Genomic DNA, 16,934 nt, shown 5'->3' with positions numbered 1-16,934 from the left:
GCGGAGCCCCGGCCCCAGGGCCACAACTGCCTCGACAACTGAACACGACTGAAAAGTAGTGAGGGAGTTCTCATGTCCAGATCCTTGCGTCCCACCCTGTCCACGGCCTTCGGGCTGGCCCTGCTCACCACCCTCGGCATCGCCCAGGCCCAGCCCGCGAAGCTAACCGTGATCTCCTTCGGTGGCGCCACCAAGGCCGCCCAGGACGCCGCCTACTTCAGGCCGTTCGAGCAGAGCGGCGCGGCCAGGGTGGTGGCCGGCGAATACAACGGCGAGCTGTCGAAGGTGAAGGCCATGGTCGATATCGGCCAGGTCAGCTGGGACGTGGTGGAGGTGGAGAGCCCCGAGCTGCTGCGCGGTTGCGAGGAAGGCCTGTTCGAGCCCATCGACCCGGCCCTGCTCGGCGATGCCGCGAGCTTCATGCCCGGCACCCTGAGCGAGTGCGGCGTGGCGAGCTACGTGTGGTCCATGGTGCTGGCCTACGACGCCGGCAAGCTGGCGGCGGCGCCCACCTCCTGGGCCGACTTCTGGGACCTCGAGCGCTTCCCCGGCAAGCGCGGCCTGCGCAAGGGCGCCAAGTACACCCTGGAAGCGGCGCTGCTGGCCGACGGGGTGAAGCGCGAGGACCTGTACAGCGTGCTGGCGACCCCGGAAGGCGTCACCCGCGCCTTCGCCAAGCTCGACCAGATCAAGCCGCACATCCAGTGGTGGGAGGCCGGTGCGCAACCGCCGCAGTGGCTGGCGGCCGGCGACGTGGTGATGTCCGCCGCCTACAACGGTCGCATCGCCGCCGCGCAGAAGGAGGGCTCCGCGCTCGCCATCGTGTGGAACGGCAACCTCTACGACCCGGACCACTGGGCCATCGTCCGCGGCAGCCCTAACAAGGCACTGGCCGAGCGCTTCATCGCCTTCGCCAGCCAGGCCGGGCCCCAGAAGCAGTTCTCCAGCCAGATCCCCTACGGGCCGGTGAGCCGGGAGGCCCTGGCGCAGCTGCCCGCGGCCACCCAGGCACAACTGCCCACCGCGCCGGCGAACCTCGCCGAGGCGCAGCTGGTGGATGCGGAGTTCTGGGTCAACCACGGCGAGGAGCTGGAGGAACGTTTCAACGCCTGGGCGGCACGCTGAGCCATGGCTTAGCCCACGCGGGTTCAGCCCCGCGCGGGCGGGGCTGAACGACGGGTGCACCCGTCACACCAGCCGGCGGCCCCTGAGCCGCAGGCGGATAACAAGAAGATCGGGAGAGCGTCATGAGTGCGAGTGTTTCCATCCCTGCCACGGGGCAATCGGGCGGCCTGCGCCGCGTCCTCGGACTGGGCCCGCTGGTGGCGGTCGCCGTCGGCCTGGTGGTGTCCCAGGGTGTGATGGTGCTGATGCTGCAAGGCGCCGGCCTGGCCGGGCTGGGCTTCATCATTCCCCTGGGCATCGCCTACCTGCTGGCGCTGACCTATGCCCTGTCGTTCTCCGAACTCTCGCTGATGATCCCCCGCGCCGGCAGCCTGAGCAGCTACACCGAAGTCGCCATCGGCCACTTCCCGGCCATCCTCGCCACCTTCTCGGGCTACATGGTGGTGGCGATGTTCGCCCTCTCCGCCGAGTTGCTGCTGCTCGACCTGATCATCGGCAAGGTCTACCCCGGCGCGTTGCCGCCGATGCTGGTGGCCTATGGCGTGCTCGCCCTGTTCACCGGCTTCAACCTGCTGGGCATCGACGTCTTCGCCCGCCTGCAGAGCGCCCTGGCGCTGGTGATGGTGGTGAGCCTGCTGGCCCTCGGGCTGGGTGCCGTCGGCAGCGACCTGGCCTCCACCACGACGCCCCTGGACCAGGGCTGGAACCCGTTGCAAGCCGGCGCGCTGACCCTGGCGGCCATGGCCATCTGGGGCTTCGTCGGCGCCGAGTTCGTCTGCCCCCTGGTGGAGGAGACGCGCCGCCCGGAGCGCAACATCCCGCGCTCGATGATCATCGGCCTCACGCTGATCTTCGGCATCATCGTCCTCTACTGCCTCGGCGCGCTGCTGTGCATCCCCCGCGAGCAACTGGCGGCCGACCCGCTGCCGCATTTCCTCTTCGCCACCACCGTGTTCGGCGAGGCCGGCAAGCTGTTCCTGGTGGCCGCCGCGGTGACCGCCACCTGCAGCACGGTCAACTCCTCCCTGGCCGCGCTGCCGCGCATGCTCTACGGCATGGCGCAGAACGGCCAGGCCTTCCCGCAGTTCAAGCGCCTCAGCCGCCGCGCCCGCACGCCCTGGGTGGCGGTGCTGTTCATCGCCGCCATCACCGGCCTGCCGATCCTGCTGCTCGGCCAGGACCCGGACGCCATCAGCCTGTTGCTGCTGGCCGCCGCGCTGGCCTGGCTGCTGGCCTACATCATCGTGCACATCGATGTGATCGCCCTGCGCCGCCGCTACCCGCACATCGCGCGGCCGTTCCGCTCGCCCTTCTATCCCTGGCCCCAGGTGCTCGGCATCGCCGGCATGCTCTTTGCCATCTACCACGTCTCGCCGACCCCGGAGATGACCGCGAAGATCTTCGCCACCGCCGGCGTGGTGCTCGGCCTGATCTCGGTGATCGCCGTGGCCTGGATCAGGCTGGTGATGGACAAGCCGCTGTTCGTGCCCGAGCCGCTGACCCCTTCCGAGCCGGCGCCGCTGACCCGCGCCGCCCTTTCCCCCGAACCACTTTGACGAGCAGGAGAAGACCATGAACGCTCCCATCACCCCGCAGCGCAGTACCGAGGACTACCAGGCGGCCGATGCCGCGCACCACATCCATGCCTTTCTCGACCAGAAGGCACTGAATGCCGAAGGCCCGCGCGTGATCACCCGGGGCGAGGGCCTGTACCTGTGGGACAACGACGGCAAGCGCTACCTCGACGGCATGTCGGGCCTGTGGTGCACCAACCTGGGCTATGGCCGCAAGGACCTGGCCGCCGCCGCCGCCCGCCAGCTGGAGCAGCTGCCTTACTACAACATGTTCTTCCACACCACCCACCCGGCGGTGGTGGAACTCTCCGAGCTGCTCTTCAGCCTGCTGCCCGGCCACTACAGCCACGCGATCTACACCAACTCCGGTTCCGAGGCGAACGAGGTGCTGATCCGCACCGTGCGTCGTTACTGGCAGATCCTCGGCCAGCCGCAGAAGAAGGTGATGATCGGCCGCTGGAACGGCTACCACGGCTCCACCCTGGCGGCCACCGCCCTGGGCGGGATGAAGTTCATGCACGAGATGGGCGGGCTGATCCCCGACGTCGCCCACATCGACGAGCCCTACTGGTTCGCCCAGGGCGGCGACCTGACGCCGGCCGAGTTCGGCCTGCGCTGCGCCCGCCAGCTGGAGGAGAAGATCCTCGAACTGGGTGCCGAGAACGTCGCCGGCTTCATCGCCGAGCCCTTCCAGGGCGCGGGCGGGATGATCTTCCCGCCGGAGTCCTACTGGCCGGAGATCCAGCGCATCTGCCGCCAGTACGACGTGCTGCTGTGCGCGGACGAGGTGATCGGCGGCTTCGGCCGCACCGGCGAATGGTTCGCCCACCAGCACTTCGGCTTCCAGCCCGACACCCTGTCCATCGCCAAGGGCCTGACCTCCGGCTACGTGCCCATGGGCGGCCTGGTGCTGGGCAAGCGCATCGCCGAGGTGCTGGTGGAACAGGGCGGCGTGTTCGCCCACGGCCTGACCTACTCCGGGCACCCGGTGGCCGCCGCCGTGGCCATCGCCAACCTCAAGGCGCTGCGCGACGAGGGCGTGGTCGCCCAGGTGAAGAACGACACCGGCCCCTACCTGCAGCAGTGCCTGCGCGAGGTCTTCGCCGACCATCCGCTGATCGGCGAGGTGCAGGGCACCGGCCTGGTGGCGGCGTTGCAGTTCGTCCAGGACAAGGCCACGCGCAAGCGCTTCGACAACGAGAACGACATCGCCTGGCGCTGCCGCACCCTCGGTTTCGAGGAGGGCGTGATCATCCGCTCCACCCTGGGCCGGATGATCATGGCGCCGGCCCTGGTGGCCACCCGCGCCGAGCTGGACGAGCTGGTGGACAAGACCCGCCGCGCGGTGGAGCGCACGGCGCAGGAGATCGGCCGCGGCTGAGCAAGAACCGTAGGGTGGGCCGGGCGGCGCTCCGCTTCAGCCCACCAGCGATACAACAGATGAACCGGGGCCGCCTCCAGGCCCCGGTGCAGGAGGAAACGGTGGGCTGAAGCCCACCCTACGAAGCGGAGAACAGCGTGCAGGTGGCGGCCCTCTAGGCCGGCGCCGCGATGACCCGGTCCCGCTCCACGGCGCGGCACCGCACGACGCACCGACCGCCCCACGGCCCATGGAGGGAGCCGCAGCAGAACAGGACCCCAGGCCCACGCAGGCCGGGGCGCGGAACGAATTTGGCCCCTGGCCGGTACTGCCCAGCAATCCAACAACTAAGCCCATAGGCTGCGGGAGTGTTCCAATGATCCAGTCCTTGCTTCGTCGCTTCACCCTTCCCCTCGCCTGCACCGCGCTGGCGTTCTCCGCCGCCGGCGCGCAGGCGGGCACCCTGTCCATCGGCCACACCACCTGGGTCGGCTACGGCACGCTGTACCTGGCTCGCGATCTCGGCTACTTCAAGGAGCAGGGCCTGGATGTCGAGCTGACCACCATCGAGGAAGCCTCGATGTACATGGCCGCCCAGGCCTCCGGGAAGCTCTCCGGCTCGGCCTCGACCATCGACGAGATCCTCAAGTACCGCTCCAAGGACTTCTGCTTCAAGGCGGTCGCCGCGCTGGACGAGAGCTACGGCGGCGACGGCGTGCTGGTGGGCAACGGGGTCACCAGCCTGAAGGAGCTCAAGGGCCAGTCGGTGGCGGTCAACGAGGGCTCGGTCTCGCAGTTCTGGCTGTCCTACCTGCTCAAGCACAACGGCATGACCATGGCCGACCTGGATATCCAGAACATGACGGCCGACGACGCCGCCACCGCCTTCATCGCCGGCCGCGTGCCCGCCGCCGTGACCTGGGAGCCGCACCTGTCGCTGGTGCGCCAGAAGGGGGAAGGCAAGGTGCTCATCGACAGCAGCAAGACCCCCGGCGTGATCGTCGACGTGGTGGCGCTCTCCTGCGACGTGATCGACAAGCAGCCCGAGGACGTGAAGGCGCTGGTCAAGGGCCTGTACAAGGCCGTGCAGTTCACCAAGGACAACCCCGAGAAGGCCCACGAGATCATGGCCAAGGGCGTCGGCGGCTACCTGGCCGACCCGGTGGAGCTGGCCAACGCGGCCAAGGGCGTGCGCTTCTACGACCAGGCCATGAGCGAGGGGCTGCTCGGCGTGCCCGGCAAGCCCGGTGACATCAAGGGCGTGATCCGCCTGGCCAACGAGACCTGGAGCGCCCTGCAGGGCAAGCGCTACGAGGTCAGCTACGACGATCTCGTCGACACCCGCTTCGTCAGCCAGTAAGGGGAAGACCATGGCCTCTCGACACTCCTGGCTGAACCGCTGCCTGACCCCCAAGGTCGAGCTGCCGGCGAAGCTGATACTCGGTGCGGGCAGCCTCGGCTGGCTGCTGGTGCTCGGCCTCTGGGCCGGGCTTTCCTACGGCGGCGTGGTGCCGGTGATGTTCCTGCCCACCCCGGGCGCGGTGCTGGAGGCGGCCGCGCGCCTGGCCGGCGACGGCACCCTCGGCAAGCACGTGCTGGCGAGTGTCGAGGTGGTGCTCATCGGCTTCGCGGTGTCGTCCCTGGTGGCGGTGCCGCTGGGGCTGCTGATGGGCAGCTTCCGCATCGTCCAGGCCTTCCTCGAGCCGCTGGTGAACTTCGTCCGCTACCTGCCGGTGACCTCCTTCGTGCCGCTGTTCATCCTGTGGATCGGCATCGGCCTGGAGCAGCGGGTGACGGTGATCATCTTCGGCGTGTTCTTCCAGCAGCTGGTGATGATCGCGGACGTTTCCAAGGGCGTCTCGCGGGACCTGATCAACGCCTCCTACACCCTGGGTTCGAGCCGCCGCGACGTGGTGCTGCACGTGCTCGGCCCGGCCTCCCTGCCCGGCGTGCTGGACACCCTGCGGGTGACCATGGGCTGGGCCTGGACCTACCTGGTGGTGGCCGAGCTGGTCGCCGCCAGCAGCGGCCTGGGCTACATCAGCCTGAAGGCCATGCGCGGCTTCCAGGTGGACGTGATCTTCCTCGCCATCGCCATCATCGGCCTGCTCGGGCTGGTGACCGACCAACTGTTCCGACTCCTCCGACTGAAGGTGGCCTCATGGGCGCAGTAGCAGCCATGCACAACCAATCCGTGGCCGCGCCTGCGCTGCCCGCGAACCCCGCCGAGCGCCTGCGCGTGGACAACGTCTGCCTGCGCTACCAGAGCCCGGGCGGACAGACCTTCGCCGCGCTGGAGAACGTCTCCCTGAGCGTGCCGGACCAGCAGTTCGCCGTGCTGGTGGGGCCCTCCGGCTGCGGCAAGTCGAGCCTGCTGTACCTCACCGCCGGCCTCGCCGAGCCCACCTCAGGCGAGATCCACGTGGGCGGCAAGCTCGTCGAGGGGCCGGGTGCCGACCGCGGCATGGTGTTCCAGGGCTACACCCTGTTCCCCTGGCTCAGCGTGCGCGAGAACATCGAGTTCGGCCTCAAGCGCAAGGGCATGCCCAAGGGCGAACGCCAGGAGATCGTCGACTTCTACCTGGCCGAGGTGGGCCTGGCGAGCTTCGCCGGGCATTACCCCAAGCAGCTCTCCGGCGGCATGATGCAACGCGTGGCGATCGCCCGCGCGCTGGCCAACGACCCGCAGATCCTGCTGATGGACGAGCCCTTCGGCGCCCTCGACAGCCAGACCCGCATGCAGATGCAGAAGCTGTTGCTGCGGGTGTGGGAGCACAGCAAGAAGACCGTGGTGTTCGTCACCCACGACATCGACGAAGCCATCCTGCTGGGCGACCGCATCTACGTCATGGGCGCCCGTCCCGGCCACATCAAGCGCGAACTCGACGTGCCCATCCCCCGCCCGCGCGACCTGGACATGGTGATGGACCGCGCCTTCATCGAGATGAAGCGCGAGATCCTCGGCCTGCTCCACGACGACCTCGAAGAGATGCACTGACAGCCCGGGGCGGCGCGCCCGCCCCGGCACCACCGCAAGGAGGGCCCCATGCCCGCTTCGACTCCATCGCCCCGGCGCTTCGACTACCTGGTGGTCGGCGCCGGATCGGCCGGCTGCGTCCTGGCCAACCGCCTCAGCGCCGACCCCACCGTGCGCGTCTGCCTGATCGAGGCCGGCGGCAGTGACGCCAGCCCCCGCGTGCAGACGCCGGCCGGCACCATCACCCTGTACAAGAGCCGGCGCTTCAGCTGGAACTTCTTCTCCGCGCCCCAGACGCGCCTCAACGGCCGCCAGCTGCACTGCCCGCGCGGCAAGGCGCTGGGCGGCTCCAGCTCGATGAACTCGATGATCTACATCCGTGGCGACGCCTCCGACTACGACCGCTGGGCCGCACTCGGCTGCGACGGCTGGAGCTGGCGCGAGGTGCTGCCGCTGTTCAGGAAATCCGAGGGCAACCGCCTGGGCCAGGACCCGGCCTACCACGGCACCCGCGGCGAGCTCGCGGTGGACCGCGCCCGCGACCCCAATCCGCTGTCGCACCTGTTCATCAAGGCCGCCGAGGCCATCGGCCTGAAGCGCAACGACGACTTCAACGGCGGCCAGCTCGAAGGCGTCGGCATCTACGACCTGACGCAGAAGGACGCGCGGCGGCTGTCCAGCTACCGCGCCTTCGTCGCGCCGGTGCGCGAGCGGCCGAACCTGGAGGTGCTGACCGGCTGCACGGTGCTGTCGCTGCTGCTGGAGGACGGTGCCGCCCAGGGCGTGCGGGTCGAGCGCGACGGCGCGGAACTGCGCCTGGAGTGCGGGCGCGAGGTGATACTCGCCGCCGGCGCCATCGGCTCGCCGCAGGTGCTCCTGGCCTCCGGCATCGGCCCCCGGGCGGAGCTGGAGGCGGCGGGCATCGCGGTGCAGGTCGACCTGCCCGGCGTCGGCAAGAACCTGCAGGACCACCTCGACGGCCTGGTCACGGTGCGCTCGCCGAGCCCGCTGACCCTGGGCTTCTCCTGGGGCTCGCTGCCCAGCGTGCTGCTCTCGCCCTTCAAGTACCTGGCGCAACGCAAGGGCTGGCTGACCACCAACTACGTGGAAGCCGGCGGCTTCGCCCGCACGCCCCTGGCCGGCGCGCTGCCGGACGTGCAGTTCCACTTCGTGCCGGGCTACCGCAGCCATCGCGGCCGCCTGTTCGAATGGGGCCACGGCTACGCGGTGCACACCTGCGTGCTGCGCCCCGGCAGCATCGGCGAGCTGCGGGTGAAGGCGCGCGGGGCGATCGAGATCGACTACAACTTCCTCGCCGACCCAGAGGACGCCCGGGTGCTGATCGAGGGCATCCGCCTGGCGCGGCGCATCCTCGCCGACGCCGCCTTCGATGGCCTGCGCGGCAGGGAGATGCTGCCCGGCGCCGAGGTGCAGAGCGACGAGCAGCTCATGGCCTACATCCGCGAGCACGCGGCCACGGTGTTCCACCCGGTGGGCACCTGCAAGATGGGCGTGGACGCCATGAGCGTGGTGGACCCGCAACTGCGGGTGCGCGAGGTGAAGGGCCTGCGCGTGGCCGATGCGTCGATCATGCCGACCCTGGTCAGCGGCAACACCAATGCGCCGTGCATCATGATCGGCGAGAAGGCGGCGCAGTTGATCCTGGAAGGTGGGGCGGCCGAGGCCGATGCACGGGAGGAGGTGGCGGTGGCAGCGGTCTAGTGGGTCCCCGCGTTCGCGGGGATGACGGTGCGCACACCACGCGAGGCGCGCCACCCTGTCGGAAATGAAAAAGGCCACCCGAAGGTGGCCTTTCTCGTTGGCGGCACGCGGTCAGGCCGGTTGGCTGGCGGCGCGGCGCTTGTTGCTGGACGCGGCTTCGGCGGCCATGGATTCCATGGCTTCCTGGATGGCGCGCTTGCGGCGCTCCTCGGCCTGGCGACTGAAGTACCAGGCGAAGAAGGTGAACAGCGACACGGTCAGCAGGATCAGGCTGGCCACGGCGTTGATCTCCGGCTTCACGCCCAGGCGCACGGCGGAGAAGACCTCCATCGGCAGGGTGGTGGAGCCGGGGCCGGAGACGAAGCTCGCCAGCACCAGGTCGTCCAGGGACAGGGCGAACGACATCATGCCACCTGCCGCCAGGGACGGCGCGATCATCGGGATGGTGATCAGCAGGAACACCTTCCATGGACGCGCACCGAGGTCCATGGCGGCCTCCTCGATGGACAGGTCCAGCTCGCGCAGGCGCGCCGACACCACGATGGCCACGTAGGCCGAGCAGAAGGTGGTGTGGGCGATCCAGATGGTGACGATGCCACGCTCCTGGGGCCAGCCGATCAGTTGCGCCATGGCCACGAACAGCAGCAGCAGCGACAGGCCGGTGATGACCTCGGGCATGACCAGCGGCGCGGTGACCAGGCCGCCGAACATCGTACGGCCACGGAAGCGCGGGATGCGGGTCAGGACGAAGGCCGCCAGGGTGCCCAGCGCCACCGCCGCGATGGCGGTGTAGCAAGCGATCTCCAGGGAGCGCATCACCGAGTTCATCAGCTGGGTGTTGTCGAGCAGGCCGACGTACCACTTCACCGACCAGCCGCCCCAGACCGTCACCAGCTTGGAGGCGTTGAACGAGTAGATCACAAGGATCAGCATCGGCAGGTAGATGAACAGCAGGCCGACCCACAGCATCACGTTGGAGAAACTGAAGCGCTTCATACCTTGCCCTCCAGTTCCTTGGCTTGGTTACGGTTGAACAGGATGATCGGGACGATGAGGATCGCCAGCATCACCACTGCCAGCGCGGACGCTACCGGCCAGTCGCGGTTGTTGAAGAACTCCTGCCACAGCACCTTGCCGATCATCAGGGTCTCCGGGCCGCCGAGCAGTTCGGGGATCACGAACTCGCCCACCACCGGGATGAACACCAGCATGGAGCCGGCGATGATGCCGTTCTTCGACAGCGGCACGGTGATCTTCCAGAAGCTGTTGAAGTTGCTCGAACCGAGGTCCGAGGCGGCTTCCAGCAGGCTCTGGTCGTGCTTCACCAGGTTGGCGTATAGCGGCAGGATCATGAACGGCAGGTAGGAATAGACCACGCCGATGTAGACCGCGGTGTTGGTGTTGAGGATCTGCAGCGGTTCGCTGATCAGGCCGATGCCCATGAGGAAGCCGTTGAGCAGGCCGTTGTTGCTGAGGATGCCCATCCAGGCGTAGACGCGGATGAGGATGGCGGTCCAGGTCGGCATCATGATCAGCAGCAGCAGCACGGTCTGCGCTTCCTTGCCGGCACGGGCGATGGCGTAGGCCATCGGGTAGCCGATCAGCAGGCACAGCAGGGTGCTGAAGAAGGCCATCTTCAGCGAGCCGAGGTAGGCGGCCAGGTAGAGTTCGTCCTCGCTCAGCATGAAGTAGTTGCCGAGGTTGAGGACGATCTGCAGCTGGTTGTCGGCCCAGGTGTAGATCTCGGTGTAGGGCGGGATCGCGACGTCCGCTTCCGCGAAGCTGATCTTCAGCACGATGGCGAAGGGCAGCAGGAAGAACAGGAACAGCCAGAGGAACGGGATCCCGATCACCGCGTGCCGGCCCGTGGGCAGGCGTTTCTTCAGTCTGGAGATTTTCATGAGCGCAGCACCACCCCGCTGTCGTCCTCCCACCACACGTAGACTTCATCGTCCCAGGTCGGACGTGCGCCACGACGCTCGGCGTTGGCGACGAAGGACTGGACGATGGAGCCGCTTGGCAGCTTGACGTAGAACACCGAGTGGCCACCCAGGTAGGCGATGTCGTGGATCTTGCCGCGCGACCAGTTGTACTCGCAGGTGGGCTGCTCGGTGGTGACCAGCAGCTTCTCGGGACGCAGGGCGTAGGTGATGCGCTTGTCCTGCACCGAGGTGGTCACGCCGTGGCCGACGTAGATCGGCCGCTCCAGTTCGGGGCAGGCGATCAGGGCGTGGGCCTCGAGGTCTTCCACCACTTCGCCGTCGAACAGGTTGACGTTGCCGATGAACTCGCACACCAGGCGGCTGATGGGGGTCTCGTAGATGTCCACCGGGCTGCCGATCTGCTCGATGCAGCCCAGGTGCATGATGGCGATGCGCTGGGCCATGGTCATGGCCTCTTCCTGGTCGTGGGTCACCATGACGCAGGTCACGCCGACGCGCTCGATGATCTCCACCAGCTCCAGCTGCATCTGCGAACGCAGCTTCTTGTCCAGCGCGCCCATGGGCTCGTCGAGCAGCAGCAGCTTGGGACGCTTGGCCAGCGAGCGGGCCAGGGCCACGCGCTGGCGCTGGCCACCGGAGAGCTGGTGCGGTTTGCGCTTGGCGTACTGGGTCATCTGCACGAGCTTGAGCATCTCGGTGACGCGCTCGTCGATCTCGGCAGCGGGCAGACGGTCTTGTTTGAGTCCGAAGGCGATGTTCTGCGCAACAGTCATATGCGGGAAGAGCGCATAGGACTGGAACATCATGTTGATCGGCCGCTCGTAGGGCGGCATGTCGGTGATGTCGACGCCGTCGAGGAAGATGCGACCCTCGGTCGGACGCTCGAAACCCGCCAGCATGCGCAGCAGGGTCGACTTGCCCGAGCCCGAGCCACCCAGCAGGGCGAAGATCTCGCCCTTGTTGATGGTCAGCGAGACGTCGTCCACCGCAAGGGTCTCGTCGAACTGCTTGGTCACCCGGTCGATCTTGACCAGCACCTCTTTGGGTTGCTGGTTGCCCTCGAGGGCTTTCTTGTAGGCACCGGAGGCTATTGCCATTACCACACTCCCAATTCTTGCTAGCCGGCCATTATGGCCGGTTGCGTTGAGTATCGCTCGTTAGGCGCGAGACACGCGTCCTGGTCCGCTCGTCGCCCGCTCTGGCGCAAGCTGCGCGGGGCCTGCCCGCGCGGCTCGCCCCCGATCACTTGCCCGACTTGACCTTGGTCCAGCTCCGGGTCATCAGCCGCTGCACCTTCGGAGGCAGTTCCTCCGAGACATACAGCTTGTCCAGCACCGCTTGTGGCGGGTACACGGACTCGTCGTCACGCACGTCCTGATTCATGAATTCGCCCGACTTGGTGTTCGGGTTGGCGTAGCCCACGTAGTCGCTGACCTTGGCGATGACGTCGGGGCGCAGCAGGTAGTCGATGAAGGCATGGGCCTCCTTGACGTTGGCGGCGTCGGCCGGCACGGCGACCATGTCGAACCACAGGTTGCCGCCCTCCTTGGGGATCGCGTAGGCGATCTCGACACCCTTGCCGGCTTCCTCGGCGCGCGCGGCGGCCTGGAAGATGTCGCCGGAGAAGCCCGCCGCGACGCAGATGTCGCCGTTGGCCAGGTCGCCGATGTACTTGGAGGAGTGGAAATAGGTCACGTAGGGGCGGACCTCCATCAGCTTGGCCTCGGCCTTCTTGTAGTCGTCCGGGTTCTTGCTGTTGGGGTCCAGGCCCAGATAGTTGAGCATGGCCGGGATCATCTCGTCGGCCGAGTCGAGGAAGGCCACGCCGCACTGGCTGAGCTTCTTGATGTTCTCGGGCTCGAAGATCACCGACCAGGAGTCGATCTTGTCGACGCCGAGCACGGCCTTGACCTTCTCGGCGTTGTAGCCGATGCCATTGGTGCCCCAGAGGTAGGGAACGGCGTACTGGTTGCCGGGGTCGTTGGCTTCCAGGCGCTCGAGCAGCGCGGGGTCGAGGTTGCCCCAGTTCTTCAGCTGGCTGCGGTCCAGCTTCTGGAAGGCGCCGGCCTTGATCTGCTTGCCGAGGAAGTGGTTGGAGGGGACGACCACGTCATAGCCGGTGCGGCCGGCCAGGAGCTTGCCTTCGAGGGTTTCGTTGGAGTCGAAGACGTCGTAGACGGGCTTGATGCCGGTTTCCTTCTGGAAGTCGGCCAGGGTGGTCTCGCCGATGTAGTCGGACCAGTTGTAGATGTGCACCGTCTGCTCGGCCTGGGCCTGTGAAGCCAGGGTCAGCACGGCGGCGGTGATCAGGGTTTTGCAGAAGGAAACTCGCACACTTTAATCCTCTTGATAGGCCGGGCCGCTGGCGCACCGGGGCGCGCCGCGGAGTTTCTTGTCGGGTTGTCGTCTCAACGACCGCTTTTTATCCGGGTCCAGTCACGGGTCAGCCAGCGCTGGACATCGCGCGGGCGCTCCCGGGCCACGTAGAGCTTGGCCATCACTTCCGGCGAGGGATAGACGCCGGGGTTCTCGCGCACGCTGGCATCCACCAGCGCGGTCGCATCCTTGTTGGCGTTGGCATAGGAAACGTAGTCGCTGATCTTGGCGATCACATCAGGGCGCATCAGGTAGTTGATGAAGATATGCGCCTCTTCCACGTGCCTGGCGTCGCGGGGGATGGCCAGCATGTCCGCCCACATGGCGGTGCCTTCCTTGGGGATCACATAGACGATGTCGTCCGTGCGCCCGGCTTCCCGCGCGCGGCTGGCGGCCTGGAGCATGTCGCCGGAGTAGCCGAAGGCGATGCAGATGTCGCCGTTGGCGAGGTCGGCGATGGACTTGGAGGAGTGGAAGTAGGTGATGTACGGGCGCACCTTGAGCAGCTGGGCGGTGGCCTTGTCGTAGTCGGCACGCTCGTGGGTGTGGGGCGAGCCGCCGAGGTAGTTGATCATCTGCGGCATGACTTCGTCGCCGGAATCGATCAGGGCCACGCCGCACTGGGTGAGTTGCCTGACCACGTCGGGATCGAACAGCAACGACCAGGAATCGAGTTTGGCATCGGCGCCGAGGATGGCGCGCACCTTGGTGGCGTTGAGGCCGATGCCGTTGGTGCCCCACATGTAGGGCACGGAGTATTCGTTGCCCGGATCGCCGCCGGCGAGGTTCTTCAGCACGGCAGGGTCCAGGTGGGAGAGGTTCGGCAGCTTGGACTTGTCCAGCTTCTGATAGGTGCCGGCCTTGATCTGCTTGGCCAGGAAGTGGTTGGTGGGGACCACCACGTCGTAGCCGGATTGCCCGGTGGCGAGCTTGCCGTCGAGGGTTTCGTTGGAGTCGAAGACGTCGTAGACCACCTTGATCCCGGTTTCCTTCTGGAAGTTCTCCAGGGTGTCCGGGGCGATGTAATCGGACCAGTTGTACACATGCACGACACGCTCCTCGGCCTGTGTCATGGACACGGCGAGGAAGCTGGCCAGCAACCCATACAGCCAGGGGCGATTGCGCATGAGGAGGTCCTCTCGGGGTGGTTCACCCTCCGGCGGGGCGCCGGAGGGTGGGTCTGGGTGTTACTTGCCCGACTTGATGGTGGTCCAGGTACGGGTCATCGCGCGCTGCACCTTGGCCGGCAGATCCGGGAAGGCGTAGAGCTTGGCCATGGTCTCCTTGCTCGGGTAGATGCCCGGGTCGGTGCGGATCGCCTCGTCAACCAGCGGGGTGGCGGCGGCGTTACCGTTCGGGAACTGCACGAAGTTGGTGATCTCGGCCATCACGTCCGGCTTCATCAGGAAGTTCATGAAGGCGTAGGCGGCGTCCGGGTTGGCGGCGTCGGCGGGGATCGCGACCATGTCGAAGAAGGTGCCGGCACCTTCCTTCGGAATGTTGTAGGCGACCTTCACGCCAGCCTTGGCCTCGTCGGCGCGGGACTTGGCCTGGTAAACGTCACCCGAGTAGCCCACGGCCACGCACAGGTTGCCGTTGGCCAGGTCGGAGATGTACTTGGAGGAGTGGAAGTAGGTCACGTGCGGACGGATCTTGAGGAACAGCGCCTCGGCTTCCTTGAGCTGCTTGGGGTCCTGGCTGGTCGGGCTGTAGCCCAGGTAGTGCAGGGCGATCGGCAGGATCTCGGTGGGCGAGTCGAGGAAGGAGACGCCACAGGACTTCAGCTTCTCGATGTTCTCGGGCTTGAACAGCAGGTCCCAGGAATCCACCGGGGCCTTGTCGCCGAGCACGGCCTTGACCTTGTCGACGTTGTAGCCGATGCCGATGGAGCCCCACATGTAGGGGAAGGCGTACTGGTTGCCCGGGTCGGACACTTCGACGGTCTTCAGGAGGTTCGGGTCCAGGTTCTTCCAGTTCGGCAGCTTGGACTTGTCCAGCGGCTGATAGACCTTGGCCTTGATCTGCTTGGCCAGGAAGTTGTTGGACGGCACCACGATGTCGTAACCGGACTTGCCGGCCAGGAGCTTGGCTTCCAGGGTCTCGTTGGAGTCGAAGACGTCGTAGACGACCTTGATGCCGGTTTCCTTGGTGAACTTCTCGACGGTGTCCGGGGCGATGTAGTCAGACCAGTTGTAGACGTGCAGCACCTTGTCTTCTGCCTGCGCCACGCCGGCCACAGCGCCGGCGAGCGTCATGGCGAGCAGGGTCTTGCCGAAGGTTTTGAACATGCGGGTAGCTCCATTTGTTGTTTAAGTGTCCGAGCGGCGTCGCCACCGCCCGGTGAGCCTGGCCAACGCACTGGCGCAGTCTGGCAAGGTCAGGGGCGCGCTTACAACAGCTCGCGGGATGCGATTGTTTGCAAACTCGCCCATTTGCTCAACCCAGAACCGCACTCGCGGTGAGATCGAGGCACTTGCGGGCCTTGGTCACCAGTTCGTCGATCTCGTCCTTGCTGATCACCAGCGGCGGCGAAACAATCATAGTGTCGCCTACCGCACGCATGATCAGGCCATTGCGGAAGCAGTGCTCGCGGCACTGCATGCCCACGCCCAGATCGGTGAAACGCTCACGGGTCTTCTTGTTCTTGACCAGTTCCAGGGCGCCGACCATGCCGACCCCGCGCGCTTCGCCGACCAGGGGATGGTCAGCCAGCTCCTGCCAGCGTTGTTGCAAATACGGTGCCGTTTCCGCCTTCACTTTCTCGACGATCTTCTCTTCGCGCAGGATGCGGATGTTCTCCAGCGCCACCGCAGCGGCGACCGGGTGACCGGAGTAGGTGAAGCCGTGGTAGAACTCGCCGCCCTGGTTGAGCACCTCGACCACCTCGTCACGGACGATCACGCCGCCCATGGGGATGTAGCCGGAGGTCAGGCCCTTGGCGATGGGCATCAGGTCCGGGGCGTTGCCGTAGTACTGGCTGCCGAACCACTCGCCGGTGCGGCCGAAGCCGCAGATGACTTCGTCGGCGATGAACAGGATGTCGTAGCGGGCGAGGATCTCGCGGATCTTCGGCCAGTAGGTTTCCGGCGGGACGATCACGCCGCCCGCGCCCTGGATGGGCTCGGCGATGAAGGCGGCGACGTTCTCCTCGCCGACTTCGAGGATCTTCTTCTCCAGCTGCTCGGCAGCCCAGACGCCGAACTCCTCGGGGGCCATGTCGCCACCCTCGCCGTACCAGTAGGGCTGGGCGATGTGGACGATGCCCGGGATCGGCAGGTCGCCCTGCTCGTGCAGCGCCTTCATGCCGCCGAGGCTGACGCCGGCGACGGTGGAGCCGTGGTAGCCGTTCCAGCGGCCGATGACCACTTTCTTCTTCGGCTGGCCCTTGGTCGCCCAGTAGTGGCGGACCATGCGCAGCACGGTGTCGTTGGCTTCGGAGCCGGAGCCGGTGAAGAACACGTGGTTCATGCCCTCGGGCGCCAGCTCGGAGATGGCCTTGGCCAGTTCGATGACGGGCGGGTGGGCGGTCTGGAAGAACAGGTTGTAGAAGGGCAGCTCGCGCATCTGGCGGGTGGCCGCCTGCACCAGTTCCTCGCGGCCGTAGCCGACGTTGACGCACCACAGGCCGGCCATGGCGTCGAGGATCTTGTTGCCCTCGCTGTCCCAGATGTAGACGCCGTCGGCTTTGGTGATGATCCGCGCGCCCTTGGCATTCAACGCCTGGTAGTCGGTGAACGGCGGCAGGTGGTGGTCGCGACTGAGTGCCTGCCATTCAAGGGTCTGGGGGTTGGTCACTTGGCTCTTCATTATCTACACCTCTATGCAAATCTGGGTTGGCGTGCCGCGCCACGAACGCG

Annotated in this window: 14 protein-coding genes; 7 read left to right on the top strand and 7 right to left on the bottom strand. The window is 66.8% G+C overall.

Features of this window, described 5'->3' with window-relative positions:
* Window positions 1-72 precede the first annotated feature (72 nt).
* The 7 genes from PHLH3_RS01515 (at window position 73) to PHLH3_RS01485 (ending at window position 8,758) form a co-directional block, all read left to right on the top strand.
* Entirely contained in the window at window positions 73-1,125 is a 1,053-nt protein-coding gene (locus PHLH3_RS01515) for an ABC transporter substrate-binding protein (protein WP_213627788.1), read from the top strand.
* A gap of 122 nt (window positions 1,126-1,247) precedes the next feature.
* Window positions 1,248-2,681, top strand: a complete 1,434-nt coding sequence (locus PHLH3_RS01510) for an APC family permease (protein ID WP_213627786.1) — start codon at window positions 1,248-1,250, stop codon at window positions 2,679-2,681.
* 16 nt (window positions 2,682-2,697) lie between these two features.
* On the top strand, window positions 2,698-4,080 hold the full coding sequence (locus PHLH3_RS01505; protein WP_213627784.1) for an aspartate aminotransferase family protein: 1,383 nt from the start codon (window positions 2,698-2,700) through the stop codon (window positions 4,078-4,080).
* 355 nt (window positions 4,081-4,435) lie between these two features.
* On the top strand, window positions 4,436-5,419 hold the full coding sequence (locus PHLH3_RS01500; protein ID WP_213627782.1) for an ABC transporter substrate-binding protein: 984 nt from the start codon (window positions 4,436-4,438) through the stop codon (window positions 5,417-5,419).
* A gap of 10 nt (window positions 5,420-5,429) precedes the next feature.
* The gene (locus tag PHLH3_RS01495) at window positions 5,430-6,233 is read left to right on the top strand and encodes an ABC transporter permease (RefSeq protein WP_213627780.1); all 804 of its coding nucleotides are present in this window, start codon (window positions 5,430-5,432) and stop codon (window positions 6,231-6,233) included.
* Window positions 6,221-7,057, top strand: a complete 837-nt coding sequence (locus PHLH3_RS01490; protein WP_213627778.1) for an ABC transporter ATP-binding protein — start codon at window positions 6,221-6,223, stop codon at window positions 7,055-7,057. The genes PHLH3_RS01495 and PHLH3_RS01490 overlap by 13 nt, the downstream gene beginning before the upstream one ends.
* 48 nt (window positions 7,058-7,105) lie before the next feature.
* Window positions 7,106-8,758, top strand: coding sequence for a GMC family oxidoreductase N-terminal domain-containing protein (locus tag PHLH3_RS01485; protein ID WP_213627776.1), 1,653 nt, complete (start codon window positions 7,106-7,108; stop codon window positions 8,756-8,758).
* Between the two features lie 111 nt (window positions 8,759-8,869).
* On the opposite strand, the gene PHLH3_RS01480 is transcribed toward PHLH3_RS01485, so the two are convergent.
* The 7 genes from PHLH3_RS01480 to PHLH3_RS01450 form a co-directional block, all read right to left on the bottom strand.
* The gene (locus PHLH3_RS01480; RefSeq protein WP_213627774.1) at window positions 8,870-9,754 is read right to left on the bottom strand and encodes an ABC transporter permease subunit; all 885 of its coding nucleotides are present in this window, start codon (window positions 9,752-9,754) and stop codon (window positions 8,870-8,872) included.
* Window positions 9,751-10,632: an ABC transporter permease subunit gene (locus tag PHLH3_RS01475; protein ID WP_173176769.1), complete on the bottom strand. Its 882-nt coding sequence runs from the start codon at window positions 10,630-10,632 to the stop codon at window positions 9,751-9,753. Before PHLH3_RS01475 ends, PHLH3_RS01480 begins: the two co-directional genes overlap by 4 nt.
* Window positions 10,633-10,655: 23 nt before the next feature.
* A complete protein-coding gene (gene potA, locus PHLH3_RS01470) occupies window positions 10,656-11,798 on the bottom strand; it encodes a polyamine ABC transporter ATP-binding protein (protein ID WP_213627772.1) in 1,143 nt (380 codons plus the stop codon).
* 145 nt (window positions 11,799-11,943) lie between these two features.
* Window positions 11,944-13,035 carry a polyamine ABC transporter substrate-binding protein gene (locus PHLH3_RS01465; RefSeq protein ID WP_213627770.1) on the bottom strand — a complete coding sequence of 364 codons (1,092 nt, stop codon included), beginning with the start codon at window positions 13,033-13,035 and terminating at the stop codon, window positions 11,944-11,946.
* A 74-nt stretch (window positions 13,036-13,109) separates the two neighbouring features.
* Window positions 13,110-14,150 (bottom strand): polyamine ABC transporter substrate-binding protein, encoded by a 1,041-nt coding sequence (locus PHLH3_RS01460; RefSeq protein WP_244863046.1) that lies wholly within the window; start codon window positions 14,148-14,150, stop codon window positions 13,110-13,112.
* A 114-nt stretch (window positions 14,151-14,264) separates the two neighbouring features.
* The gene (locus tag PHLH3_RS01455; protein ID WP_213627766.1) at window positions 14,265-15,365 is read right to left on the bottom strand and encodes a polyamine ABC transporter substrate-binding protein; all 1,101 of its coding nucleotides are present in this window, start codon (window positions 15,363-15,365) and stop codon (window positions 14,265-14,267) included.
* A gap of 148 nt (window positions 15,366-15,513) precedes the next feature.
* Complete coding sequence (locus PHLH3_RS01450) at window positions 15,514-16,884, bottom strand: aspartate aminotransferase family protein (protein ID WP_173176597.1); 1,371 nt, start codon at window positions 16,882-16,884, stop codon at window positions 15,514-15,516.
* Between the last annotated feature and the right edge of the window lie 50 nt (window positions 16,885-16,934).

The sequence above is a fragment of the Pseudomonas sp. Pc102 genome (assembly GCF_018408275.1).
In the GTDB taxonomy this organism is placed as follows: domain Bacteria; phylum Pseudomonadota; class Gammaproteobacteria; order Pseudomonadales; family Pseudomonadaceae; genus Metapseudomonas; species Metapseudomonas tohonis.
This window is presented reverse-complemented; position numbering and strand designations above follow the sequence as displayed.

Coding starts and splice junctions, on each gene's coding strand:
- PHLH3_RS01515 (WP_213627788.1), top strand. CDS start 73: ATGTCCAGATCCTTGCGTCCCACCCTGTCCACGGCCTTCGGGCTGGCC.
- PHLH3_RS01510 (WP_213627786.1), top strand. CDS start 1,248: ATGAGTGCGAGTGTTTCCATCCCTGCCACGGGGCAATCGGGCGGCCTG.
- PHLH3_RS01505 (WP_213627784.1), top strand. CDS start 2,698: ATGAACGCTCCCATCACCCCGCAGCGCAGTACCGAGGACTACCAGGCG.
- PHLH3_RS01500 (WP_213627782.1), top strand. CDS start 4,436: ATGATCCAGTCCTTGCTTCGTCGCTTCACCCTTCCCCTCGCCTGCACC.
- PHLH3_RS01495 (WP_213627780.1), top strand. CDS start 5,430: ATGGCCTCTCGACACTCCTGGCTGAACCGCTGCCTGACCCCCAAGGTC.
- PHLH3_RS01490 (WP_213627778.1), top strand. CDS start 6,221: ATGGGCGCAGTAGCAGCCATGCACAACCAATCCGTGGCCGCGCCTGCG.
- PHLH3_RS01485 (WP_213627776.1), top strand. CDS start 7,106: ATGCCCGCTTCGACTCCATCGCCCCGGCGCTTCGACTACCTGGTGGTC.
- PHLH3_RS01480 (WP_213627774.1), bottom strand. CDS start 9,754: ATGAAGCGCTTCAGTTTCTCCAACGTGATGCTGTGGGTCGGCCTGCTG.
- potA (WP_213627772.1), bottom strand. CDS start 11,798: ATGGCAATAGCCTCCGGTGCCTACAAGAAAGCCCTCGAGGGCAACCAG.
- PHLH3_RS01460 (WP_244863046.1), bottom strand. CDS start 14,150: ATGACACAGGCCGAGGAGCGTGTCGTGCATGTGTACAACTGGTCCGAT.
- PHLH3_RS01455 (WP_213627766.1), bottom strand. CDS start 15,365: ATGTTCAAAACCTTCGGCAAGACCCTGCTCGCCATGACGCTCGCCGGC.
- PHLH3_RS01450 (WP_173176597.1), bottom strand. CDS start 16,884: ATGAAGAGCCAAGTGACCAACCCCCAGACCCTTGAATGGCAGGCACTC.